Below are 17482 nucleotides of genomic sequence, written 5' to 3'. Positions count from 1 at the left end.
TACCACGTGTCACCCACATCATACCCCGGCGCACATATAATTTCTCCCGACGAACTCGAGAGAGATAGGTCCGTGGCGCTCAGCGCGGCTGTATCGGACGGCCGATCGCCGGACTCGAGTCGCCCGTCAGTTCGCCTCGAGCCACGCCTCGATCTCGTCGGCCAACGCCCCGCGGCGATGGATCGTCCCCGCCTCGAGGTCGACGACGGTGCTCGGGACCGTCTCGTCGATCGATTCGTACAGGTCGTCGGTCTCGAGGACCACCGCCTCGTCGAGCACCTGCTGGCCGATATCCTCGACTCGCCGGGCGCTCGGCTCCCCGCTGACGTTGGCGCTCGTGGCGGTGACCGGCCGCTCGGCGCGTTCGAGGAACGCGAGCGCCGGTTCGCAGTCGGGGACCCGAATACCGACTCGTTCGCGACCGGCCGTGAGGACGTCCGAGAGGGCCTCGGTGCGCTCACAGAGCAGCGTCACGGGACCCGGGAGGAACTCGTCGGCGAACGCGCGCTCGCGGTCGCTCGCGCGGACGTAGTCCTCCTCGAGGGCCGTCTCGAACGTCGGGACGGCGACGGAGACCGGTTTCGACCGATCCCGTCCCTTGGCCTCGAAGACGCGTTCGACGGCGTCGGCGTCGAGTCCGTCGGCGCCGAGCCCGTAGACCGTCTCGGTCGGGTACACCACCAGTTCGCCCGCGCGGATCGCCCGCGCGGCGCGCTTGAGGGCGTCGTCGTTCATACCCGTCTCTCGCCGCGTCAGCGACAAAAACGTAGCGTCACGCTGCTCGCTCGACCCGCAGAGCGGAAACGGTGTCTCGGTCCGCGAGCCGCGCTACTCGAGGCCCAGTTCGGACTCGAGCTCGTCGTACGGCGGGAACTCGGGCCACTCGGTCGACACCCAGGCGCTGTCGATCGTCAGGTCCGACTCGAGCCCGAAGACGGCGACCCGCGGTTCGCTGATCCCTGCCATCCCGTCGAGATCGTTGGCGATACCCAGCGACTCGGCGACGTCGTTGGCCGGGTCGGCGAAAATCGCGAACGGCAACTCGTCGTCGTCGAGGAACGAGGAGACCGCGTACGGCGTCGCCGCCGTGAGGCCGACGATTCGGTCGGCGCGGTCGAACCAGCCTCGCTCGTCGAGTTCGTCGTAGATGTACTTCGCGGCGAAGGAGCCGATCATCGGCGTGCAGACGAGGATCGTGCGGCCCTCGTCGGCGACGACGTCGGAGAGGCTGCGGTTCTCCCAGAACTCGTCGGTGACCAGCGGCCGCGTGACGTCGGGGACCTCTTCGCCCGCCTCGAGGTGGTCGGCGGGGCCGAGGTCGGTGACCTCGAAGTCCGGCATCAGTCGTCACCCCCTGCCGTCTGCCCCTCGCCGTAGGTCGACTCGAGGTAGTCGACGATGTTGGCGCTCTCGGCCATCGTGACGCCGGTGTTCTCGTCGACGACGACGGGGACGGTGCGAACGCCGGCGACCCGTTTGACGACGTCGCGCCGCGAGTGCATCGGTTCGACGAACCGCGACCGGTACTCCAGGTCGTACTCGTTGAGCAGCCGAGCGACGCGTTCGCAGTACGGACACGCCTGTAGCCGGTAGAACGTGATCGGCGCGTCGCTCGCTGCGGTGGCGGACGCTTCCATACCCATTCGTTGGGGAAACGAGCGGGTAAACGTGTCGTCGGCGGCGAGATGGACCCGCTACCTTCCGAGATGGTAAACGGTTAACCGATCCGGCTACAACCCTCCACATCAATGGCGTTGTCTCTGCTGTCCGCGGTCGCCGCCGCCTACGAGGTGCCAGTCGTGGGTCTCGAACTCGACGAGTCGATGGTAACGATTCTCGGCAGCGTCGCTGTGCTCTTGCTTATCGCGCTCTCTGCGTTCTTCTCCTCCTCGGAGATCGCAATGTTCAACCTGCCGAAACACCGGCTCGAAGGGATGGTCGAGGACGACGTCCCGGGCGCCAAACTGGTCAAGTCCCTCAAGGACGACCCGCACCGGCTCCTCGTGACGATCCTCGTCGGCAACAACATCGTCAACATCGCGATGTCCTCGATCGCGACCGCGATCCTGTCGCTGCACTTCGGCGGTCTGGTCGGCGTCCTGCTGGCGACGTTCGGGATCACCGCCCTCGTCCTCCTGTTCGGCGAGAGCGTCCCCAAGTCCTACGCCGTCGAGAACGCCGACACGTGGTCGATCCGCATCTCGCGGCCGCTGAAGGCCACGGAGTATCTGCTCTTTCCCCTGATCATCCTCTTCGACTATCTCACTCGACAGGTCAACAGGCTCATCGGCTCGACCGGAGCGATCGAGTCGCCCTACGTCACCCGCGACGAGATTCAGGAGATGATCGAGTCCGGCGAGCGGGAGGGCGTCTTAGAGGAGGAAGAACACGAGATGCTCCAGCGGATCTTCCGCTTCAACAACACCATCGTCAAGGAGGTCATGACCCCCCGCCTCGACATGACCGCGGTCCCCAAGGACGCCGACATCGACGAGGCCATCGAGACCTGTATCCAGAGCGGCCACGCCCGCGTGCCGGTCTACGAGGGCAGCCTCGACAACGTCCTCGGCGTCGTCCACATTCGCGACCTCGTCCGCGATCTCAACTACGGCGAGACCGAGGCCGACGACCTCGAACTCGAGGATCTCATCCAGCCGACGCTGCACGTTCCCGAGTCGAAGAACGTCGACGAACTGCTGACCGAGATGCGGGAAAACCGGATGCACATGGCGATCGTCATCGACGAGTTCGGCACCACCGAGGGGCTGGTCACCGTCGAGGACATGATCGAGGAGATCGTCGGCGAGATCTTGAAATCCGGCGAGGACGAACCGATCGAACAGCTCGACGATCGCACCGTCATCGTCCGCGGCGAGGTCAACATCGAGGACGTCAACGAGGCCTTAGAGATCGACCTCCCCGAGGGCGAGGAGTTCGAGACCATCGCCGGCTTCATCTTCAACCGCGCGGGCCGACTCGTCGAGGAGGGCGAGGAGATCACCTACGACGGCGTCCGAATCACCGTCGAGACCGTCGAGAACACCCGCATCCTGAAGGCCAGACTGCGGAAACTCGAGCAGCAACCCGAACCCCTCGAGGACGTTCCGGAGGAAGAGACGTCCGACGAGGAGTCGGTCCCCTCGGAGTAGTCCGTAGTTAGTTGTCGCCGCCGGCAGCCTCGCCGGCCTCGAGCATTCGATCCCGGAGTTCTCGACCGCGTTCGGAATCGACCGTTAGCTCCGGTACCGGAACCGGCGACCCGTTCTCGTCGATCGCAACGAAAGTAAACGAGGACTCGGTCGTCCGCTCGGTTTCGCCGGTTCTGGGTTCCTCGCGCCAGGCGCGCAGGCCGACGTGGACGCTCCGACGGCCCGCGTCGTAGACGAAGGCCTCGACCATCGCGGTGTCGCCGATCCCGATCGGACGCTCGAAGTCGAGTTCGTTCACCCGGGCGGTGACGCAGGTCTCGCCGGCGAATCGCATCGCCGACATCGCGCCGATCTCGTCGAGCCACTTCATGAGGTTGCCGCCGTGGAGCGTCTCGTTGTTGTTCGCGTGGTTCGGCTGCACTCGGTAGCGGTTCTTGATGTACGTATCGAGTACGGTGGGCATAGCGGTACTCCAGAGGGGGACCCGAAAAAGGTTGCAGAAACGGGCAACTATGCGTCCCGGCCGAGTTCGGCGAGCAGGTGCGAGACGTGAATGCGGTCGCTCGAACCCTCCTGCATCTCGAACTCGATGTCGGCGGCCAACTGGTGGATGCGGGCCAGCCGCTCGCCCTGGTAGCGCTTGCGCGCGACGCCGAGAACCGAATCGAGGACCTCGTCGCCGTCTAACCCCTCGTCGACCAGCAGGTCGTCTAATGTCTTGCGGGCCGACGTGAAGTCACCTGCCTCGGCAGCATCTAACATCTCCTCGATCTCGTCCTCGAGGCCGACCTCGCCGATGGTCTCGTAGGCCGCCTGCATCGTCAGTTCGCCCTCGTCCTCGACGGTCGTCTGGGCCGCCAGGATCGCCTGTCGGAGGTTGCCGTTCGCGTAGCCGGCGACGAACTCGAGGCCGTCCGCGTCGTACGCGACGCCCTCCGCCTCGACGATCCGCTCTAAGACGGCGACGGTCTCCTCGCTCGTCGGCGCGCGGACGGGAACGGGGAAACACCGCGAGCGGATCGGCGGGATGAGCTTCGTGGGCTGGCGGGTGGCGATGATAAACTGCGTCGTCCGGTGGTGTTGCTCCATGATCCGGCGCAGCGCCTGCTGGAAGTCCTCGCGGACGTCCTCGGCGTTGTCCAGCAGGACCGTCTTGTAGTCGCCGGAGACCGAGGCGTAGCTCGCCGACTCCTTTAGGACGTGGTTGATCATGTCCCGTTTGGACATCGAGGAGCGACCGACGAGGAACTGGGCGAACCGGGGATCGTTCTTGATCTCGGTCTTCGTTCGTCCGAAGAAGTCGGCGACGTTGATCTCGATCAGGTCGTTGTCCGGATCCGCGTGTGCGTCTCGAGCGAGCGCGCGTGCCGCCGCCGTCTTCCCGCTGCCGGGCGGGCCCTGCAGGAGGAGGTTGATCGGCTCGTCGACGGCCCGCTGGAGGTACTCGCGGGCGTCGTCCTGGGGCAACTCGGCCAGCTCGGGCGCGTGGGTGTCGGTCCACAGCGGCGCGTCCATCGCCCGTCCGTAGGGCCGGCCGGGGTAAGAATCGGTCGGTCCGTCGTCGCCCCGCTACTCGCCGCCGTCAGCGTCACTTTCGTTCCCGCCGTCGCTTCCGTCCGGGACGTCGGCGAGCGTGAACGTCGTCTCGATGCGCTCACCCTCGTACTCGACCGGCGTCGCGTTCTCGGGTTCGCTCGGGTCGCCCGTCGCGACGAACGCGGTCAGTTCCTCGTCGTCCTCGACGGTCGCGTTCTCGTCGAATTCGACGGTGGCGTTGTCGTGTTCGCCGGGGCTAAGCATTTCGCTGGTCCCGATGACGGTGTCGTTCGCATCCTGGACGGCGACGAAGCCCTCTTCGGGGGTCGCGACCGCGGCCGTGACCGAGTCGTCGCTCCCGTTGACGATTTCGATCTCCGGCGTCGTGTGGAACGTGAGTTCGATCTCGTCGAGCGCCCCGTGGCCGTCGGTGTAGACGCCGATGGTTCGGTTGCCCGGTGCGAGGCCGGCGGTCTCGATCTCGAAGGAGACCTCGCCGGTCTCGCCGGCCCCCAGTTCCAGCGTCTGTTGCTTGAGGACGTCTCCGTTGAGTCGCAGTTCGACGCTCTGCTGGCTCCCGAGATCGGTCGGATTGGCGATCTCGGCGGTGATCTCGATCGTCTCGTTGGTCGTCGCCGACCCCGGCGCGCTGAGCGACTCGACCGTAAAGGAGTCGTCGAGTGCGTCGCTGGTATCGCCTGTCACCGTCGCCATGTCCGAGACCGGGTAGCCGTCCTCGAGGTACGGCTGATCCTCCTCGCCGTCGCTGTCGGCGTACCCGAAGTTCTCGTCGTCGTTGGTGTCGCGGTGGACCGTCGCCGTGAGCTGGCCGACGAGTTCGGCCTGGGCGTCCTCGTTGCGCTCGACGGTCACGTTCTCGTGGGACCCCGCCTCGAGGTAGTCGGAGACGGCGAGCGTCTCGCCGTCGCTGCCGGTCACGACGACGAAGCCGCCTTCCGAGAGGCTGACCTCGTCGACGGTGACCGATTCGCCGTCGCCTTGCTGGTCCTCGAACGTGATCGACGCCTGGGGGTCCTCCTCGACGCCGAATATCGCGGGGGCCTGGAAGATGACGATCCCCGCCGCGAGTACGATCGCGATCGCGAGCAGGATCGCGCCGACCCGCTTGATCGTACCGAACGTCAGTCCTGAACTCATTGGGGGTGGTATCATCCGTGCGTAGGGGCTCGACGGACGTAAAATACCGAGTCCGTTTGCACGGCGTGGAGCGATTTTGCCGGCTTTGTGTGAGGCGGAATCGTTCTGAACCGTTTACGCCGCGGGACGGGCCTGTGATTGGTCACCCCTGAACGGACGCCCTGCCGGCTTCCGTGGGTCGAGACGGGCCATCCGAAGGGGGTTTAGTGCCGGCAACCGGAAGAGCCACTGATGCCACTGCGCGTGACGTTTCTGGGGACGGCCGGTGCGATCCCGACGACCGAGCGGAATCCGAGCGCGATCTTCGTCGCTCGAGAGGGCGAGAAGTTGCTGTTCGACGCCGGCGAGGGAACCCAGCGACAGATGATGCGCTTCGGTACGGGGTTTTCCGTCTCGCACCTGTTCGTCACGCACCTCCACGGCGATCACGTGCTCGGGATTCCCGGGCTGCTCCAGACGATGGACTTCAACGACCGCGAAGAGCCGCTGGCGATCCACACGCCCGCCGGGACGCGCCGCGAGCTGAAGGGGCTGGTCAACGCCCTCGGCAACCGCCCCTCGTTTCCCGTCCGGATCAACGAGGTCGGCGACGGCGACGTGGCCTACCGCGCCGACGAGTACGAGGTCCGCGCGTTCGCGACCGACCACGACGCCCGCTCGGTCGGCTACGCGCTCGTCGAGGACGACCGCAAGGGTCGGTTCGATCGCGAACGCGCCGAAGAGCTGGGGGTTCCCGTGGGACCGAAGTTCTCGAAACTCCACGAGGGCGAGCCCGTCGAACTCGAGGACGGCACCGTCGTCGATCCCGACCAAGTGGTGGGCGATCCCCGTCCCGGCCGCGTGATCGTGTACACCGGGGACACCCGGCCCGCAGCGGCGACGGTCGAGGCCGCCGAGGAGCCCGACCTGTTGATCCACGACGCCACGTTCGCCGACGACCGGGCCGACCGCGCCGCCGAGACGGCCCACTCGACGGCCCGACAGGCCGCCGAGATCGCGAACCGGGCGGGGGCGGACCGACTCGCGCTGATGCACCTCTCCTCGCGGTACGCCGGACAGACAGACGCCCACCTCGAGCAGGCCCGCGAGGTCTTCGCGGGCGACGAGACGGACGCGTTCGTTCCCGACGACGGGCAGGCGCTCGATATTCCGTATCCCGACGGCGAAGCGGAATAGGTCGGCTCGAATCGCGGCCCTTGTTTCCGAGCAGCTGATTCGACTGTTTGGCGTTCGATCGATACTGTAACACGCGTCTGCTCGTGATTCTGCAACCGACCTACGGTGGCGCGCGCTGGCGGCACGCCTGAGCGTTCCGAAGGCGTGCCGACGATTACGTGCGAGGGATGAGCGAGCGGTGCGAGGGACGAACGGAGAGAGTCCCTCGTAAGCGAGCGAATCGGCTGGGGAGGGCGCGGCAATTCCTCGTCGCCACGATAGCAGGACGCTCGTTCCCGTCCCGATCCTTTCCCGATCCTTCTCGAGGACGCTGCTCGGAAACCGCTAGCGCGCGAGGTCGAACCCACCTCGTCGACATCGTGCGAACCCGCGCCGGATTTATAGCCGACTCGCCCCTATGCCCGTCCGTGAGTACGCGAACGAGTGCGCTCGATGCGGTCGTCTTCGGGGTCGACATCCAGAGCGGCGACGTGCGCGGGGACGCCCCGTCGTACGCGCTGGCGGTCTACGACGGCGAGGACGTCACTCGAGACGTCGTCACCCACCGCAAGCTCCGGCGACTGATCGACGACGAGGAGCCGGCGATCGTCGCAACGGACAACATGTACGAGCTGGCCGCGGACAAGGACCAGCTCATCCACGTTCTGGGCGCGCTGCCCGCCGGGACGAAGCTCGTCCAGGTGACCGGCGCCGAACAGCCCGAACCGCTCTCCCGGGTCGCGAAACGCCACGGCATCCCCTACGGCAAGGATCCGATGCAGGAGGCCGAGGCCGCGGCGCGGCTGGCCGCTCACAACGTCGGCCACGAAGTCTCGGCCTTCACCGACACGACCGAGGTCAAGGTCTCGAGAGGGCGATCGACCGGCAGCGGCGGCTGGAGCGAGGACCGCTACACCCGTCGCATCCACGGCTCGGTCAGAAAACGGGCCCGCGAGGTCGAGTCCGAACTCGAGGAAGCCAACCTCGAGTACGAGCGGGACGTCCGGGAGGCCTACGGCGGGTTCGCGAACGCGGTTTTCACCGTCCAGGCCCGGCCGCAGGACATCCCCGTCTCCCGAAATCGGTCGGGCGACGTCCGCGTCGAGATCGAGCGCGAGCGCCGCGACGGCATCGAGTTCGAGCCCCTCGCCAAGCGGCGTGACCACGTCATCGTCGGCATCGATCCCGGGACGACGACCGCGGTCGCCATCGTCTCGCTCGAGGGCGACGTACTCGACGTCTGGAGTTCACGCACCAGCGACACCGCCGACGTGATCGAGTGGATCGTCGAACGCGGCCGACCGATCATCGTCGCCGCGGACGTGACGCCGATGCCCGAAACGGTCGAGAAGTTCCGCCGGAGCTTCGACGCCGCGGGGTGGGCCCCCGACAGCGACCTGCCGGTCGACGAGAAACAACACCGCACGCGCGAGGAACCGTACGATAACGACCACCAGCGCGACGCGATGGCCGCCGCGCTGTACGCCGTCGACGCCCACGAGGACCAGTTCGACCGCATCGCCGGCAAACTCCCGCCGGGGCTCGACCGCGGCGAGGTCACCGCCCGCGTCGTCGCCGGCGAGGAGAGCGTCGAGGCCGTCCTGCGGGACCTGACCGACGACGAGTCCGGCGAGGAAGAGGACTCTACGACCCACGAACCCCGAGAGCTCACCGAGGAGGAAAAGCGGATCAAGTCCTTGGAGCGGCAGGTCGAGCGCCTCCAATCGCACGTCGAGCGACTCGAGGGCCGCGTCGAGGAGCGCGACGAGCGCATCGAGGAACTCGAGTCCGAGCTCACCCTCAAGCGCCGCGAGGAGCGCACGCAGGTCCGCAAGGACCGCGAGGTGAGCCGTCTGGAGCGCAAGGCCAACCGCTTAGAACGGGAGCGCGACGAGGCCCGCGAGGAGGTCGACGAACTCGAGTCGAAAGTCGAGCGGATGAAGGCCCTCTGGAAGCTCGACCACTCGAACTTCAGCGACGTCTCGGCGAAGAAGGAGGGGCTCGTCCCGGTCAAGGTCGTCGAGAAGTTCACCAAGGGCGCGATCCGCGAGGCCGACGAGCAGTACGGGCTCGCCTCCGACGACGTCGTCTACCTGCGGGACGCCAGCGGCGCCGGCCGCTCGACGGCCGAACTGCTCGCGGGATTCGAACCGCGGGTAATACTGAAAGACGGCGGGCTCTCGGAGGTCGCCGACGAGATCCTCTTCGACGAGGAGATTCCGGTCGGTCCCGCCGACGACGTCGCCATGCAGGAGGTCGACGAACTCGCCGTCGCCCGCGAGGACGACGTCGAGGCCGTCATCGACGACTGGCACGACCGCGCCGAGGAGCGCCGGCGCGATCGAAAGGCGTCGATGGTCGACCAACTCATCAGCGAACACCGCGCCGGCGACAACGAGGTCTGAGTCTGAAGCTCGTTAGTCCGCCGATTCCACCGGCGACAGCACCTGCGGCACCTCCTCGAGGTCGACCTCGTCGGTCAACTCCTCGGGCTGGTCGACCGGACCGTTGACGAACAGCGCGTGCACGATAAAGGCGATCGCGACGAGCCCGAGAACAGCGATAGAGGTCTCGATCGCGATCGCCGTCGCGTACCCGATGCCGGCGCCGAGGCCGAGGCTCGCGGCGATACAGACCAATACGAGGTCGTAGTAGTGCAGCGAGTACCCCATGCTCGAGTCGTGCCGACGAATCGACAAAACGGTTCGGAGCGCAGTCGCAGCGTCGGTACGACGGATCCTAGAACATTCCAAAGTTCTGGAGCATCCCCGAGATCAGGGACTTGACGACCAGTCCGAGTCCGGCGACGACGAGGGCGATACCGACGGCGACGATCCAGTTCGCGTACGCGATGAGACCGATCCCGCCGAGCAAGATCAGGAGACCGACGATTCCGAGCGCGTCGAGATTCTTCAGCATACTCAGCACTGCCCAGCCGAGAGAAATAAACGGCGTGGTTTTCCGGTTTCGACTGGCGCTCCTGTCGGTACAATTCCCGACCGCCCTCCCACGGCCTCGGCGACTCGAACGCCGACAGCGATCGTTCCGATCGACTCGAGTGCGACCCCGACGCCGGTCGACGTCGTCTTCTCCGACCGTCGCGGGTTTTCGCTTCGTACTTTCTATAAACGGTTAAACCGCTAGGCTCCGAACGCTGGCCTATGAGCGACGACGGTGACGGCGGTCGGAAGAACCTCCGGATGCCCGAAGACGACGAGGTCTTCGCGACCGTCACGGACATGCTCGGGGCGAATCGGGTGCAAGTACGCTGTGCCGACGGTCAGGAGCGCACCGCGCGCATTCCCGGCAAGATGCAAAAGCGTATCTGGATCCGCGAGGACGACGTCGTCCTCGTCGAGCCGTGGGACTGGCAGGACGAGAAGGCCGACATCACCTGGCGCTACGAGAAGAGCGAAGCGGATCAGTTGCGCGACGAAGGCCATATTCAATAAAACGAACTTTTCCTCTGCGGGTGCGCCGAAGGCGCACCCTCGGGAAAACTTCGATGAAAAACACTCCTCCTTCCTCTCCGTTCACTGCGTTCACTCCGAATCAGTCGTCGGCCCGCGAGCGCCGACGGCGCTCGCGGTGAACGGCGTCACTCGGGTTTTTCAAACCGCTCGCTCGCCGACGGTACGCGTGAGCTAGGTTCACCCGCAGATTTCGAGGGTTCCGGTCAAGCAGTTCGAGGCACGACCAATCACTTCGACTGACTGTCAGTCGACACAGAAGACTTATTTCGTCCTTGTGCATCCACCTGCGCATGAAACTCAGTCGGCGGCGGGTACTCGGCGGTATCGGGGCCGGCGCCGCGGCCGGGCTGCTCGGAGTGCCGGCGTCGGCGGCGGAATCCAGCATCGGTACCGACACCGAGCGGGTGTTCGTGCACCCGCAGACGAGCGTGCTCGACGAACTCGGCGAACTCCTCGACGTGGTCGAGGCCGTCGGCGGCACGACGGTCCTCGAGTTCGATAACTTCGACTTCGTGGTCGCGGAGGTACCGTCGACCGGATTGGACCAACTGCGCCAGGATCGTCGCGTGGCGACCGTCGAAGAGGACGACGAGACAGGAATTCCCTCGGACTGGTCGCCGTCCCTGTCGGACATCTTCGGTTCTCCCGGCGGCTCGGACTGTTCGACCCATCCCGACCAACGGCCGTCGTGGGGCGTCGAACGGATCGGTGCCGACGCCGTCGAACCGGACGGATCGGGCGTCGACGTGGGGATTCTCGACACGGGGATCCAGTCGGATCACTGCAGCCTCGAGGTCGCCGGCGGGCGGAATTTCACCGCTGACGGGACGGCTGGGGACTACGAGGACCGCCACGGCCACGGGACCCACGTCGCCGGGGTCGCCGGCGCGCTCGACAACGACCGCGGCGTCGCCCCCGGCGCGAATCTGTACGCGGTGAAGGTGCTCGGCGACGACGGCTCCGGCCGGTACAGCGAACTGATCGCCGGGATCGACTGGTGCATGTCCAACGACGTGGAGATCATCTCGATGAGCCTCGGCGGCGACGCCGAGAGTTCCACGCTCGCCAGGGCGATCGAAGAAGCACACTCGAACGGCCACCTCCTGCTCTGTGCGGCCGGGAACGAAGGCAACGACGGGAGCGACTCGTGTGCCGTGGAGACGATGACCTACCCGGCGACCCACGAGGACGTCGTCGCGGTCACCGCGATGAACGAGGACGATACGCTGGCGTCCTACAGCAGCGTCGGCTCGACCGTCGATCTGCTGGCACCGGGGACGAACGTCACCTCGAGCACCGTCGACAACGGGTACGCCGAGGCCAGCGGCACGAGCGTCGCCACTCCGTTCGTCACCGGCGTCGCGGCGCTCGTCTGGGAGACCCGCGAGGAGGACGGCCCGGGCCCGGGCGAGCCGGTCCGGAAGATCCTCGGCGAGACGGCGGAGACGGTGCTCGGAACCTGCGCGGAGGGCGACGGACTCGTGAACGCCCCGGCGGCGCTCGGCGACGAGCGCGCGACCGAGGGGTCGGACTGGAGCAGCGGTCCCGTCGGCGGCCTCCGGTCGCTCCTCGAGCGGGTCGTCGATCTGATCGTCGGCTTCTTCGAGTGGCTCTTGGGGCTGTTCCGCTAGCTACCGACGAGTACGGATGGGACAAAAGCGGTGAACTGTTGGCCATAAACGACGGCGGCGCCGGTGGTCGGAAACCCCTCCGGATAGCCGGGGTGAATATCGTTTCGTCGAATCGTGAGAATGCGGACGAGAGGACCGGTATTACCTAGGCTACGAGAAGAGCGAAGCTGACCCGCTCCGCGAGGAAGCCACCGGAACACTCTCGGACTCGAGACGAGCGATCGACCCGTTAGACGGCGGAAACAGCGTATACGACCAGTTGTCCGAGCGGAACGACGGCGACGAGCCCCCACTTCAGCAGTGGTCGCTTGTCTTGCGTGGCAGCGGCCATGTAGAGTCCGCCGAGGACGGCAATCGTTCCGATGAACAGGAGAACGTGATTCGTTAGTTCCGCTAGCTCTCCGGGATACGACGTAGATTGGCCCCCGAACGCGAAGAATCCAATGACTCCGGAAACTGAAAGGGCGAAGTAAGCCCACAGCACCAGCACCGCGATTTCAACCACGGAAGTCTCCGATGCGACACGAACATAGAGGATGGCCGCAACGGCGATCGGAAGGACGTTCAGGACGAAGTCCACGATCAGGAGGCTCCGGACTTGGGACAACGGTCCGTTCACTGCGAGCAAGACGAGACCGGTGACGAAGAGAGCGCTACTGACCCCCTCGAGCAATCGATCCCTTCCGACCTCGTACCGCGCGGATATACCATGCATAGTTTCTGTCGTATTTATTGTGTATTCCGGTCGCGTACTCAGACTCTATGGCCTCGGTTCGACGACCGAACTGTGAGGTTCAAGGAACCGCTATCAGACTATTCCGGACTATTTTCGTTGTACGGTCACATTCACACTATCGAGTGTTTCGCCGTCAACTGTTGCCTTGAATTGCAACTTTTGGTTCGCAGCTTCTGAAAGGACAACGGGATCCTCCCAACGCCTATCGTCGGCGGACAGCCGTCTCTGCTCGAGGATATCGGCCGTTCCGTCGTTGAACTTTACTTGCGTTATCGTGGGTGGTTTCGACCAGTTCCCGTGTGGGCCTGTCACGTTCCCGTCGGAATCGATCCACGTCTCGTTGACCGAGTACGTCACTTCGACTGTCATAGTGTGCGACCAGTCCTTGGTAATCTCGATTTCGGTGACTTCCCCAAAGACTTCACCAGTTGCAGGTTCTTCGGTAGACGTAGTATACTCGGCGCTGCTCCCGAGACAACCGCTGAGCGGAAGCGTGACGCTGAGGAGGGCAACGAGAGCGATCGCCTGCAGGCGTTGCGGGTCCATTTACGATGACTATTACTCTACAATAACTCTAAGAATAAAAAACAATCACTATTATATGATACTTACCTCAACCTACCTGTTTTGACGAGGATGATCACCGACTCGAGCGTCAGCTCAGAGGTCCGCGACGTCTTCGATAGCGTCGGTCAGTTCCTTGATCGACTCGAGGTCGTGTTCGCCCATGTGACCGATGCGGAACGTCTGCTCGCCGAGCGCCGAACCGTAGCCGTTCGAGAAGACGAAGTCGTACTCCTCCGAGACGGCGTCGATGGTCGCGGCGACGTCGATGTCCTGGGTGTTCTCGATGCAACTCACCGTTTGGGACTCGTAGCCCTCCTCGGGGAACATATCGAAGTGCTCGCGGGCCCACTCGCGGGTGTACTCGGCCATCTCGCGGTGGCGCTCGTCCCGGGCCTCGTGGCCCTCCTCGAGCATGTGCTTCATCTGCTTGCGGTAGGCGAGCATGACCGGGATGGCGGGCGTCGAGTGGGTCTGGCCCTTCCGGTCGTAGTAGTCCAGCGAGCGCTGGAAACCGCCGTACCACGACGCGGAGTCGCTCTCGAGTTCGCGCTCGTAGGCGTCGTCGCTGACGACGCAGACCGCTAAGCCGGGGGGCATCGCGAAGGCCTTCTGGACCGACGTGAAGATGACGTCGATGTTGTGGTCGTCGATCTCGACGAGGTCACCGCCCAGCGCGGAGACGGCGTCGACGACGAAGTAGGTGTCCTCGAACTCGGCGACGACGTCGCCGATCTCCTCGATGGGGTTGCGGACACCGGTCGAGGACTCGTTCATCACGCAGGTGACGACGTCGTACTCGGTGTCGCTCTCCTCGAGGCGCTCGCGAACGTCCTCGGGTTTGACCGCCTGTCCCCACTCGTACTCGAGGGTGTCGACGGTTTTGCCGAGGCGTTCGGCGACGTTGGCCTGGCGTTCGCTGAAGCTGCCGCAGGTCGTGACGAGGACGTTCTCGTCGACGAGGTTCAGAATCGAACTCTCCATGAACTCGGTCCCCGAGCCGGTGAGGATGATGACCTCGTTGTCGGTGCCGAGGAACTCCTTCGTGTCCTCGACGATGGTCGTGTAGAGGTCGGTCATCCGGTCCATCCGGTGGCCGAACATCGGCTGGCTCATCTCCTCGATGACGTCTTCGCGTACCTCGGTCGGACCCGGGATGTACAGCGTCTTGTCGGGGTAGTCGTCCTTGTATTCGCGTTTCTCGGTCACGGAAGTCACCTGATACGGTCTACTGCGTCGTGGGGTGGTATGGTACTTTTGATGCCTACCGGAACCAGGGCGGCCGATCGACGGCTGTCCGCGGGACGGTCCGCCCCGAACTGCGGCGTCCGATCGCTCGGCGATCGGGACGACGCCGATCGGAAACGGGCTCGGTGTCCGGTCTCGAGGGCGACGGATCCGCAGAGCGCTACTCCGACGTCGACCCCTCGATCCGAATCTCGCCGTGCATCGTGTTGCGATGGGGCTCGCAGGCGTAAGCTGCCATCTCATCGCTGGCCTCGAACGCGAGGAACTGATCGGCGGGCTGCTCTTCGCTAGTCAACTCCGTCGAGAGGTCGTCGACGACCTCGTCGTCGGCGTTTCGAATCTCGATGTTGTGCACGGTTCCGTCGCCCTCGGTCCAGCCGAGTTCGTACGTTTCACCGGCCTCGAGGACGAGCGTCGGATTCGACAGGTCCTCGATGGATGCCGGGGCAATTCCTTTCCACTCGATGGTTTGCGCGCTGAAGTCGATTCGCGTCCCCGGGTCGATCCGAACCTCCTGTCCCTCCGCCGACTCCTCGTCGTCGGACGAATCCGATCCGCGGTCGACGGGCGTCTCGACGGCGATCTCGCCGCGCATCGTGCTCTCGTGGGGCGCACACACGTAGGTAGCCATCTCCTCGGTGGCCACGAACTCGAGCCACTGGTCCTCGTCGGGCTCCTGGGTCACGGGTGTCGAGAGACCGTTGATGACGTCACCGTGGGCGTCGCGAATTTCGATGTTGTGGCCGAGGCCGTCGCCCTCGGTCCAGCCGAGGCGGTACGTCCGTCCCGCCTCGAGCGGGAGGGTCGGGTTCACGTCGTCCTCGATTCCGCTCGGCTCGAGGACCCGCCACCCGTCGTGTTCGCCGCGGAGTTCGATATCGAATGGCGCTGCTTCCGCGTCGTCGGTCGCTTCGTCGCCGTTCTCCTGGCTCTCGTCGTCGGTTTCGTCCGGCTCTGACCCCGAGCCCTGTTCGTCGGACGATTGGGAGTCCGCGTCGGCGTCGGCAGCGTCGTCCGGGCCGTCGACGCTGCTCTCGTCGATACAACCGGCGAGTGCGGCGGTCGCCGTCGCGAGCCCGGCGGCTCGAATCACGGTCCGGCGAGGCAGCCGGTCGGAATTGGACATACTCCCACTACTGTCACGCGATAAAAAATTCTTCCTATCGATTAGGTTGCGTACGTCGCTCCGGTCGTCTGTGCGGCGTCGCCGCACTGCTCGCGTTTCGATCGAACCGGAAGTCACCCGTCGTCGAAAAACCGCAAAACGAGGAAATCGGGACGGACAAATCGGGAGAAAGCGCGTTCCGTTCAGCGTCGAACTACGGCGAACGCTGTCCGTCGTTACTCTTCGGACTCGTTACCGCTCTCGGATTCGTTTCCGTTCGCGGACTCGTTGCCGTTCGCGGACTCGTTGCNNNNAGAGATGTGTATAAGAGACAGGGGTTGGCAGACGTACTCGACCATGTTCTCGCTGGCTTCGAACTCGAGCATCTGGTCGCTGGGCTCCTCCTCGTCGGTCTCCTCGGTCACGAGATCATTGACGACGGTGCCGCTGTCGTCCCGGATCGCGATGTTGTGGGTCTTTCCATCGCCCTTCGTCCAGCCGATCTCGTACGTTTCGCCGGCCTGGAGGATGAGCGTCGGGTTCGACTCGCCCTCGATATCGCTCGGAGCGACACCCGTCCACTCGGTCGTCTGGGCGTCGAATTCGATCGTCGTATCGGGGTCGATCTGGTACCCGTCGCTGCCGCCGTTTCCGTCGCCGTTCTCGTCGCCGTTGTCGCTACCGCCGCCACAGCCGGCAACCATCGTGGCCGCTGCCGTCGCACCTGTAAGCTTCAATGCCGTCCGCCGTGAGATTGGGTTATCTCGTGCCATCACTACGGGATTAGGATTGAGTACATAAAAATTGATACCCTCTATCGTGACACTGTCATGTGTTGACACACCATTCAGCGTTCTGGTATGTTCCCGTGATATGACAGTCCGAGACGACTCGAGAGTGCCTCACAAACCGTTACAGCACTCGACGACTGCGCGAGTGAAATCGAACCGCGAACCCTCTCTCCTTCCTGTATTATCTTATTTCTGATAACGAAGGAGAGTGAATCGTACGATTTGTCGAAGTCGACGATAGAGCGGCTCAGAGCGGTCCACGGTCTTCGGTTGCGAACTCGTCGCCGCGCCCGATCGACAGGCGCAGGAACACCGGTACGGCCAGCAGCGCGATGGCGATCTCGAGGCCGCCGACGGCGAGGAAGGCCAGGCCGTAGCCGTAGTCGCTGGCGACGGTGCCGCCGATCAGGAACCCGCCGAGGAAGCCGAGGCTGCCGGCGACGTTGAAGCCGGCCATCGCGAGGCCGCGCTCGCTCTCGGCGGCGATGTCGGTGACCAGCGCCATCGTCGCCGGCGAGACCAGCGCGCCGAGGACGCCGACGCCGACCATGCCGATCGCCGCGGTCGCGATCGACGGCGCGGCTCCGACCGCGAGGATTCCGACGCCGTAACACACCGAGCCGACGACGATCGGTATCGTTCGGCCGATCCGGTCCGAGAGCGCCCCCATCGGGTACTGTAACAGCGCGAAGGGGGCGAAAAAGCACGCCAGCAAGAGCCCGGTCGCAGCGGGACCGACGTCGAAGGCGTCCTGAAAGTAGAGCGTGCCGACGAGCGCGAAGAAGCCCGCCGTCATTCGGTCGATGAAGCCGAAGGCGAAGGGGATCGACAGCGTCGGTCGCTTCCGAACGCCCTCGAGAAGCGCGCGAACGGCCCGCCGGCTGTCGGGCGAGCGGTCCGGAACCTGTCTCTTATACACATCTCTTAGCGGGCTGG

The 17482-nt window shown here is 65.0% G+C and carries 18 protein-coding genes; 5 read left to right on the top strand and 13 right to left on the bottom strand.

All coding sequences use genetic code 11. The annotated features are described in order from the left end of the window. Window positions 1-126: 126 nt before the first annotated feature. From C477_RS04275 to C477_RS04265, 3 genes are all read right to left on the bottom strand, one after another. Window positions 127-735 carry an L-threonylcarbamoyladenylate synthase gene (locus C477_RS04275; protein WP_008893213.1) on the bottom strand — a complete coding sequence of 203 codons (609 nt, stop codon included), beginning with the start codon at window positions 733-735 and terminating at the stop codon, window positions 127-129. A gap of 93 nt (window positions 736-828) precedes the next feature. Then, window positions 829-1341 carry a redoxin domain-containing protein gene (locus C477_RS04270; protein ID WP_008893212.1) on the bottom strand — a complete coding sequence of 171 codons (513 nt, stop codon included), beginning with the start codon at window positions 1339-1341 and terminating at the stop codon, window positions 829-831. Beyond that, entirely contained in the window at window positions 1341-1637 is a 297-nt protein-coding gene (locus tag C477_RS04265; RefSeq protein WP_008893211.1) for a glutathione S-transferase N-terminal domain-containing protein, read from the bottom strand. Before C477_RS04265 ends, C477_RS04270 begins: the two co-directional genes overlap by 1 nt. A gap of 111 nt (window positions 1638-1748) precedes the next feature. Between C477_RS04265 and C477_RS04260 the strand changes: the two genes are divergently transcribed. Continuing rightward, complete coding sequence (locus tag C477_RS04260) at window positions 1749-3149, top strand: hemolysin family protein (protein WP_008893210.1); 1401 nt, start codon at window positions 1749-1751, stop codon at window positions 3147-3149. Between the two features lie 7 nt (window positions 3150-3156). Here C477_RS04260 and C477_RS04255 read toward each other — a convergent pair whose 3' ends face one another. From C477_RS04255 to C477_RS04245, 3 genes are read right to left on the bottom strand one after another with little or no spacing between them, the layout of a single operon-like run. Beyond that, on the bottom strand, window positions 3157-3612 hold the full coding sequence (locus C477_RS04255) for an acyl-CoA thioesterase (RefSeq protein WP_008893209.1): 456 nt from the start codon (window positions 3610-3612) through the stop codon (window positions 3157-3159). Between the two features lie 47 nt (window positions 3613-3659). Next, entirely contained in the window at window positions 3660-4664 is a 1005-nt protein-coding gene (locus tag C477_RS04250) for an AAA family ATPase (protein ID WP_008893208.1), read from the bottom strand. Window positions 4665-4718: 54 nt separating this feature from the next. Continuing rightward, on the bottom strand, window positions 4719-5843 hold the full coding sequence (locus C477_RS04245) for a DUF7282 domain-containing protein (protein WP_008893207.1): 1125 nt from the start codon (window positions 5841-5843) through the stop codon (window positions 4719-4721). A 231-nt stretch (window positions 5844-6074) separates the two neighbouring features. Here C477_RS04245 and rnz point away from each other — a divergent pair, with 231 nt between their 5' ends. After that, window positions 6075-7019: a ribonuclease Z gene (gene rnz, locus C477_RS04240; protein WP_008893206.1), complete on the top strand. Its 945-nt coding sequence runs from the start codon at window positions 6075-6077 to the stop codon at window positions 7017-7019. 407 nt (window positions 7020-7426) lie between these two features. Continuing rightward, window positions 7427-9403 (top strand): DUF460 domain-containing protein, encoded by a 1977-nt coding sequence (locus C477_RS04235; protein WP_008893205.1) that lies wholly within the window; start codon window positions 7427-7429, stop codon window positions 9401-9403. Between the two features lie 12 nt (window positions 9404-9415). Here C477_RS04235 and C477_RS04230 read toward each other — a convergent pair whose 3' ends face one another. Continuing rightward, the gene (locus C477_RS04230) at window positions 9416-9670 is read right to left on the bottom strand and encodes a hypothetical protein (protein WP_008893204.1); all 255 of its coding nucleotides are present in this window, start codon (window positions 9668-9670) and stop codon (window positions 9416-9418) included. 67 nt (window positions 9671-9737) lie between these two features. Next, window positions 9738-9917 (bottom strand): DUF7470 family protein, encoded by a 180-nt coding sequence (locus C477_RS04225; protein ID WP_008893203.1) that lies wholly within the window; start codon window positions 9915-9917, stop codon window positions 9738-9740. A 242-nt stretch (window positions 9918-10159) separates the two neighbouring features. Here C477_RS04225 and eif1A point away from each other — a divergent pair, with 242 nt between their 5' ends. Then, window positions 10160-10450, top strand: a complete 291-nt coding sequence (gene eif1A, locus C477_RS04220; RefSeq protein WP_008893202.1) for a translation initiation factor eIF-1A — start codon at window positions 10160-10162, stop codon at window positions 10448-10450. A gap of 311 nt (window positions 10451-10761) precedes the next feature. After that, window positions 10762-12102 (top strand): S8 family peptidase, encoded by a 1341-nt coding sequence (locus tag C477_RS04215; protein ID WP_008893201.1) that lies wholly within the window; start codon window positions 10762-10764, stop codon window positions 12100-12102. Between the two features lie 229 nt (window positions 12103-12331). On the opposite strand, the gene C477_RS04210 is transcribed toward C477_RS04215, so the two are convergent. The 5 genes from C477_RS04210 to C477_RS04185 all read right to left on the bottom strand — a co-directional run. After that, a complete protein-coding gene (locus tag C477_RS04210) occupies window positions 12332-12682 on the bottom strand; it encodes a hypothetical protein (protein ID WP_160168005.1) in 351 nt (116 codons plus the stop codon). A gap of 243 nt (window positions 12683-12925) precedes the next feature. Then, window positions 12926-13384 carry a hypothetical protein gene (locus C477_RS04205; protein WP_008893199.1) on the bottom strand — a complete coding sequence of 153 codons (459 nt, stop codon included), beginning with the start codon at window positions 13382-13384 and terminating at the stop codon, window positions 12926-12928. Between the two features lie 114 nt (window positions 13385-13498). Beyond that, window positions 13499-14611, bottom strand: a complete 1113-nt coding sequence (locus C477_RS04200) for a pyridoxal-phosphate-dependent aminotransferase family protein (protein WP_008893198.1) — start codon at window positions 14609-14611, stop codon at window positions 13499-13501. Window positions 14612-14810: 199 nt separating this feature from the next. After that, window positions 14811-15776, bottom strand: coding sequence for a cupredoxin domain-containing protein (locus tag C477_RS04195; protein WP_049914248.1), 966 nt, complete (start codon window positions 15774-15776; stop codon window positions 14811-14813). Window positions 15777-16793: 1017 nt separating this feature from the next. Then, the coding region (locus C477_RS04185) for an MFS transporter (protein ID WP_152423267.1) at window positions 16794-17482 on the bottom strand (689 nt) is incomplete at its 5' end.

The organism is Haloterrigena salina JCM 13891, assembly GCF_000337495.1.
In the GTDB taxonomy this organism is placed as follows: domain Archaea; phylum Halobacteriota; class Halobacteria; order Halobacteriales; family Natrialbaceae; genus Haloterrigena; species Haloterrigena salina.
This window is presented reverse-complemented; position numbering and strand designations above follow the sequence as displayed.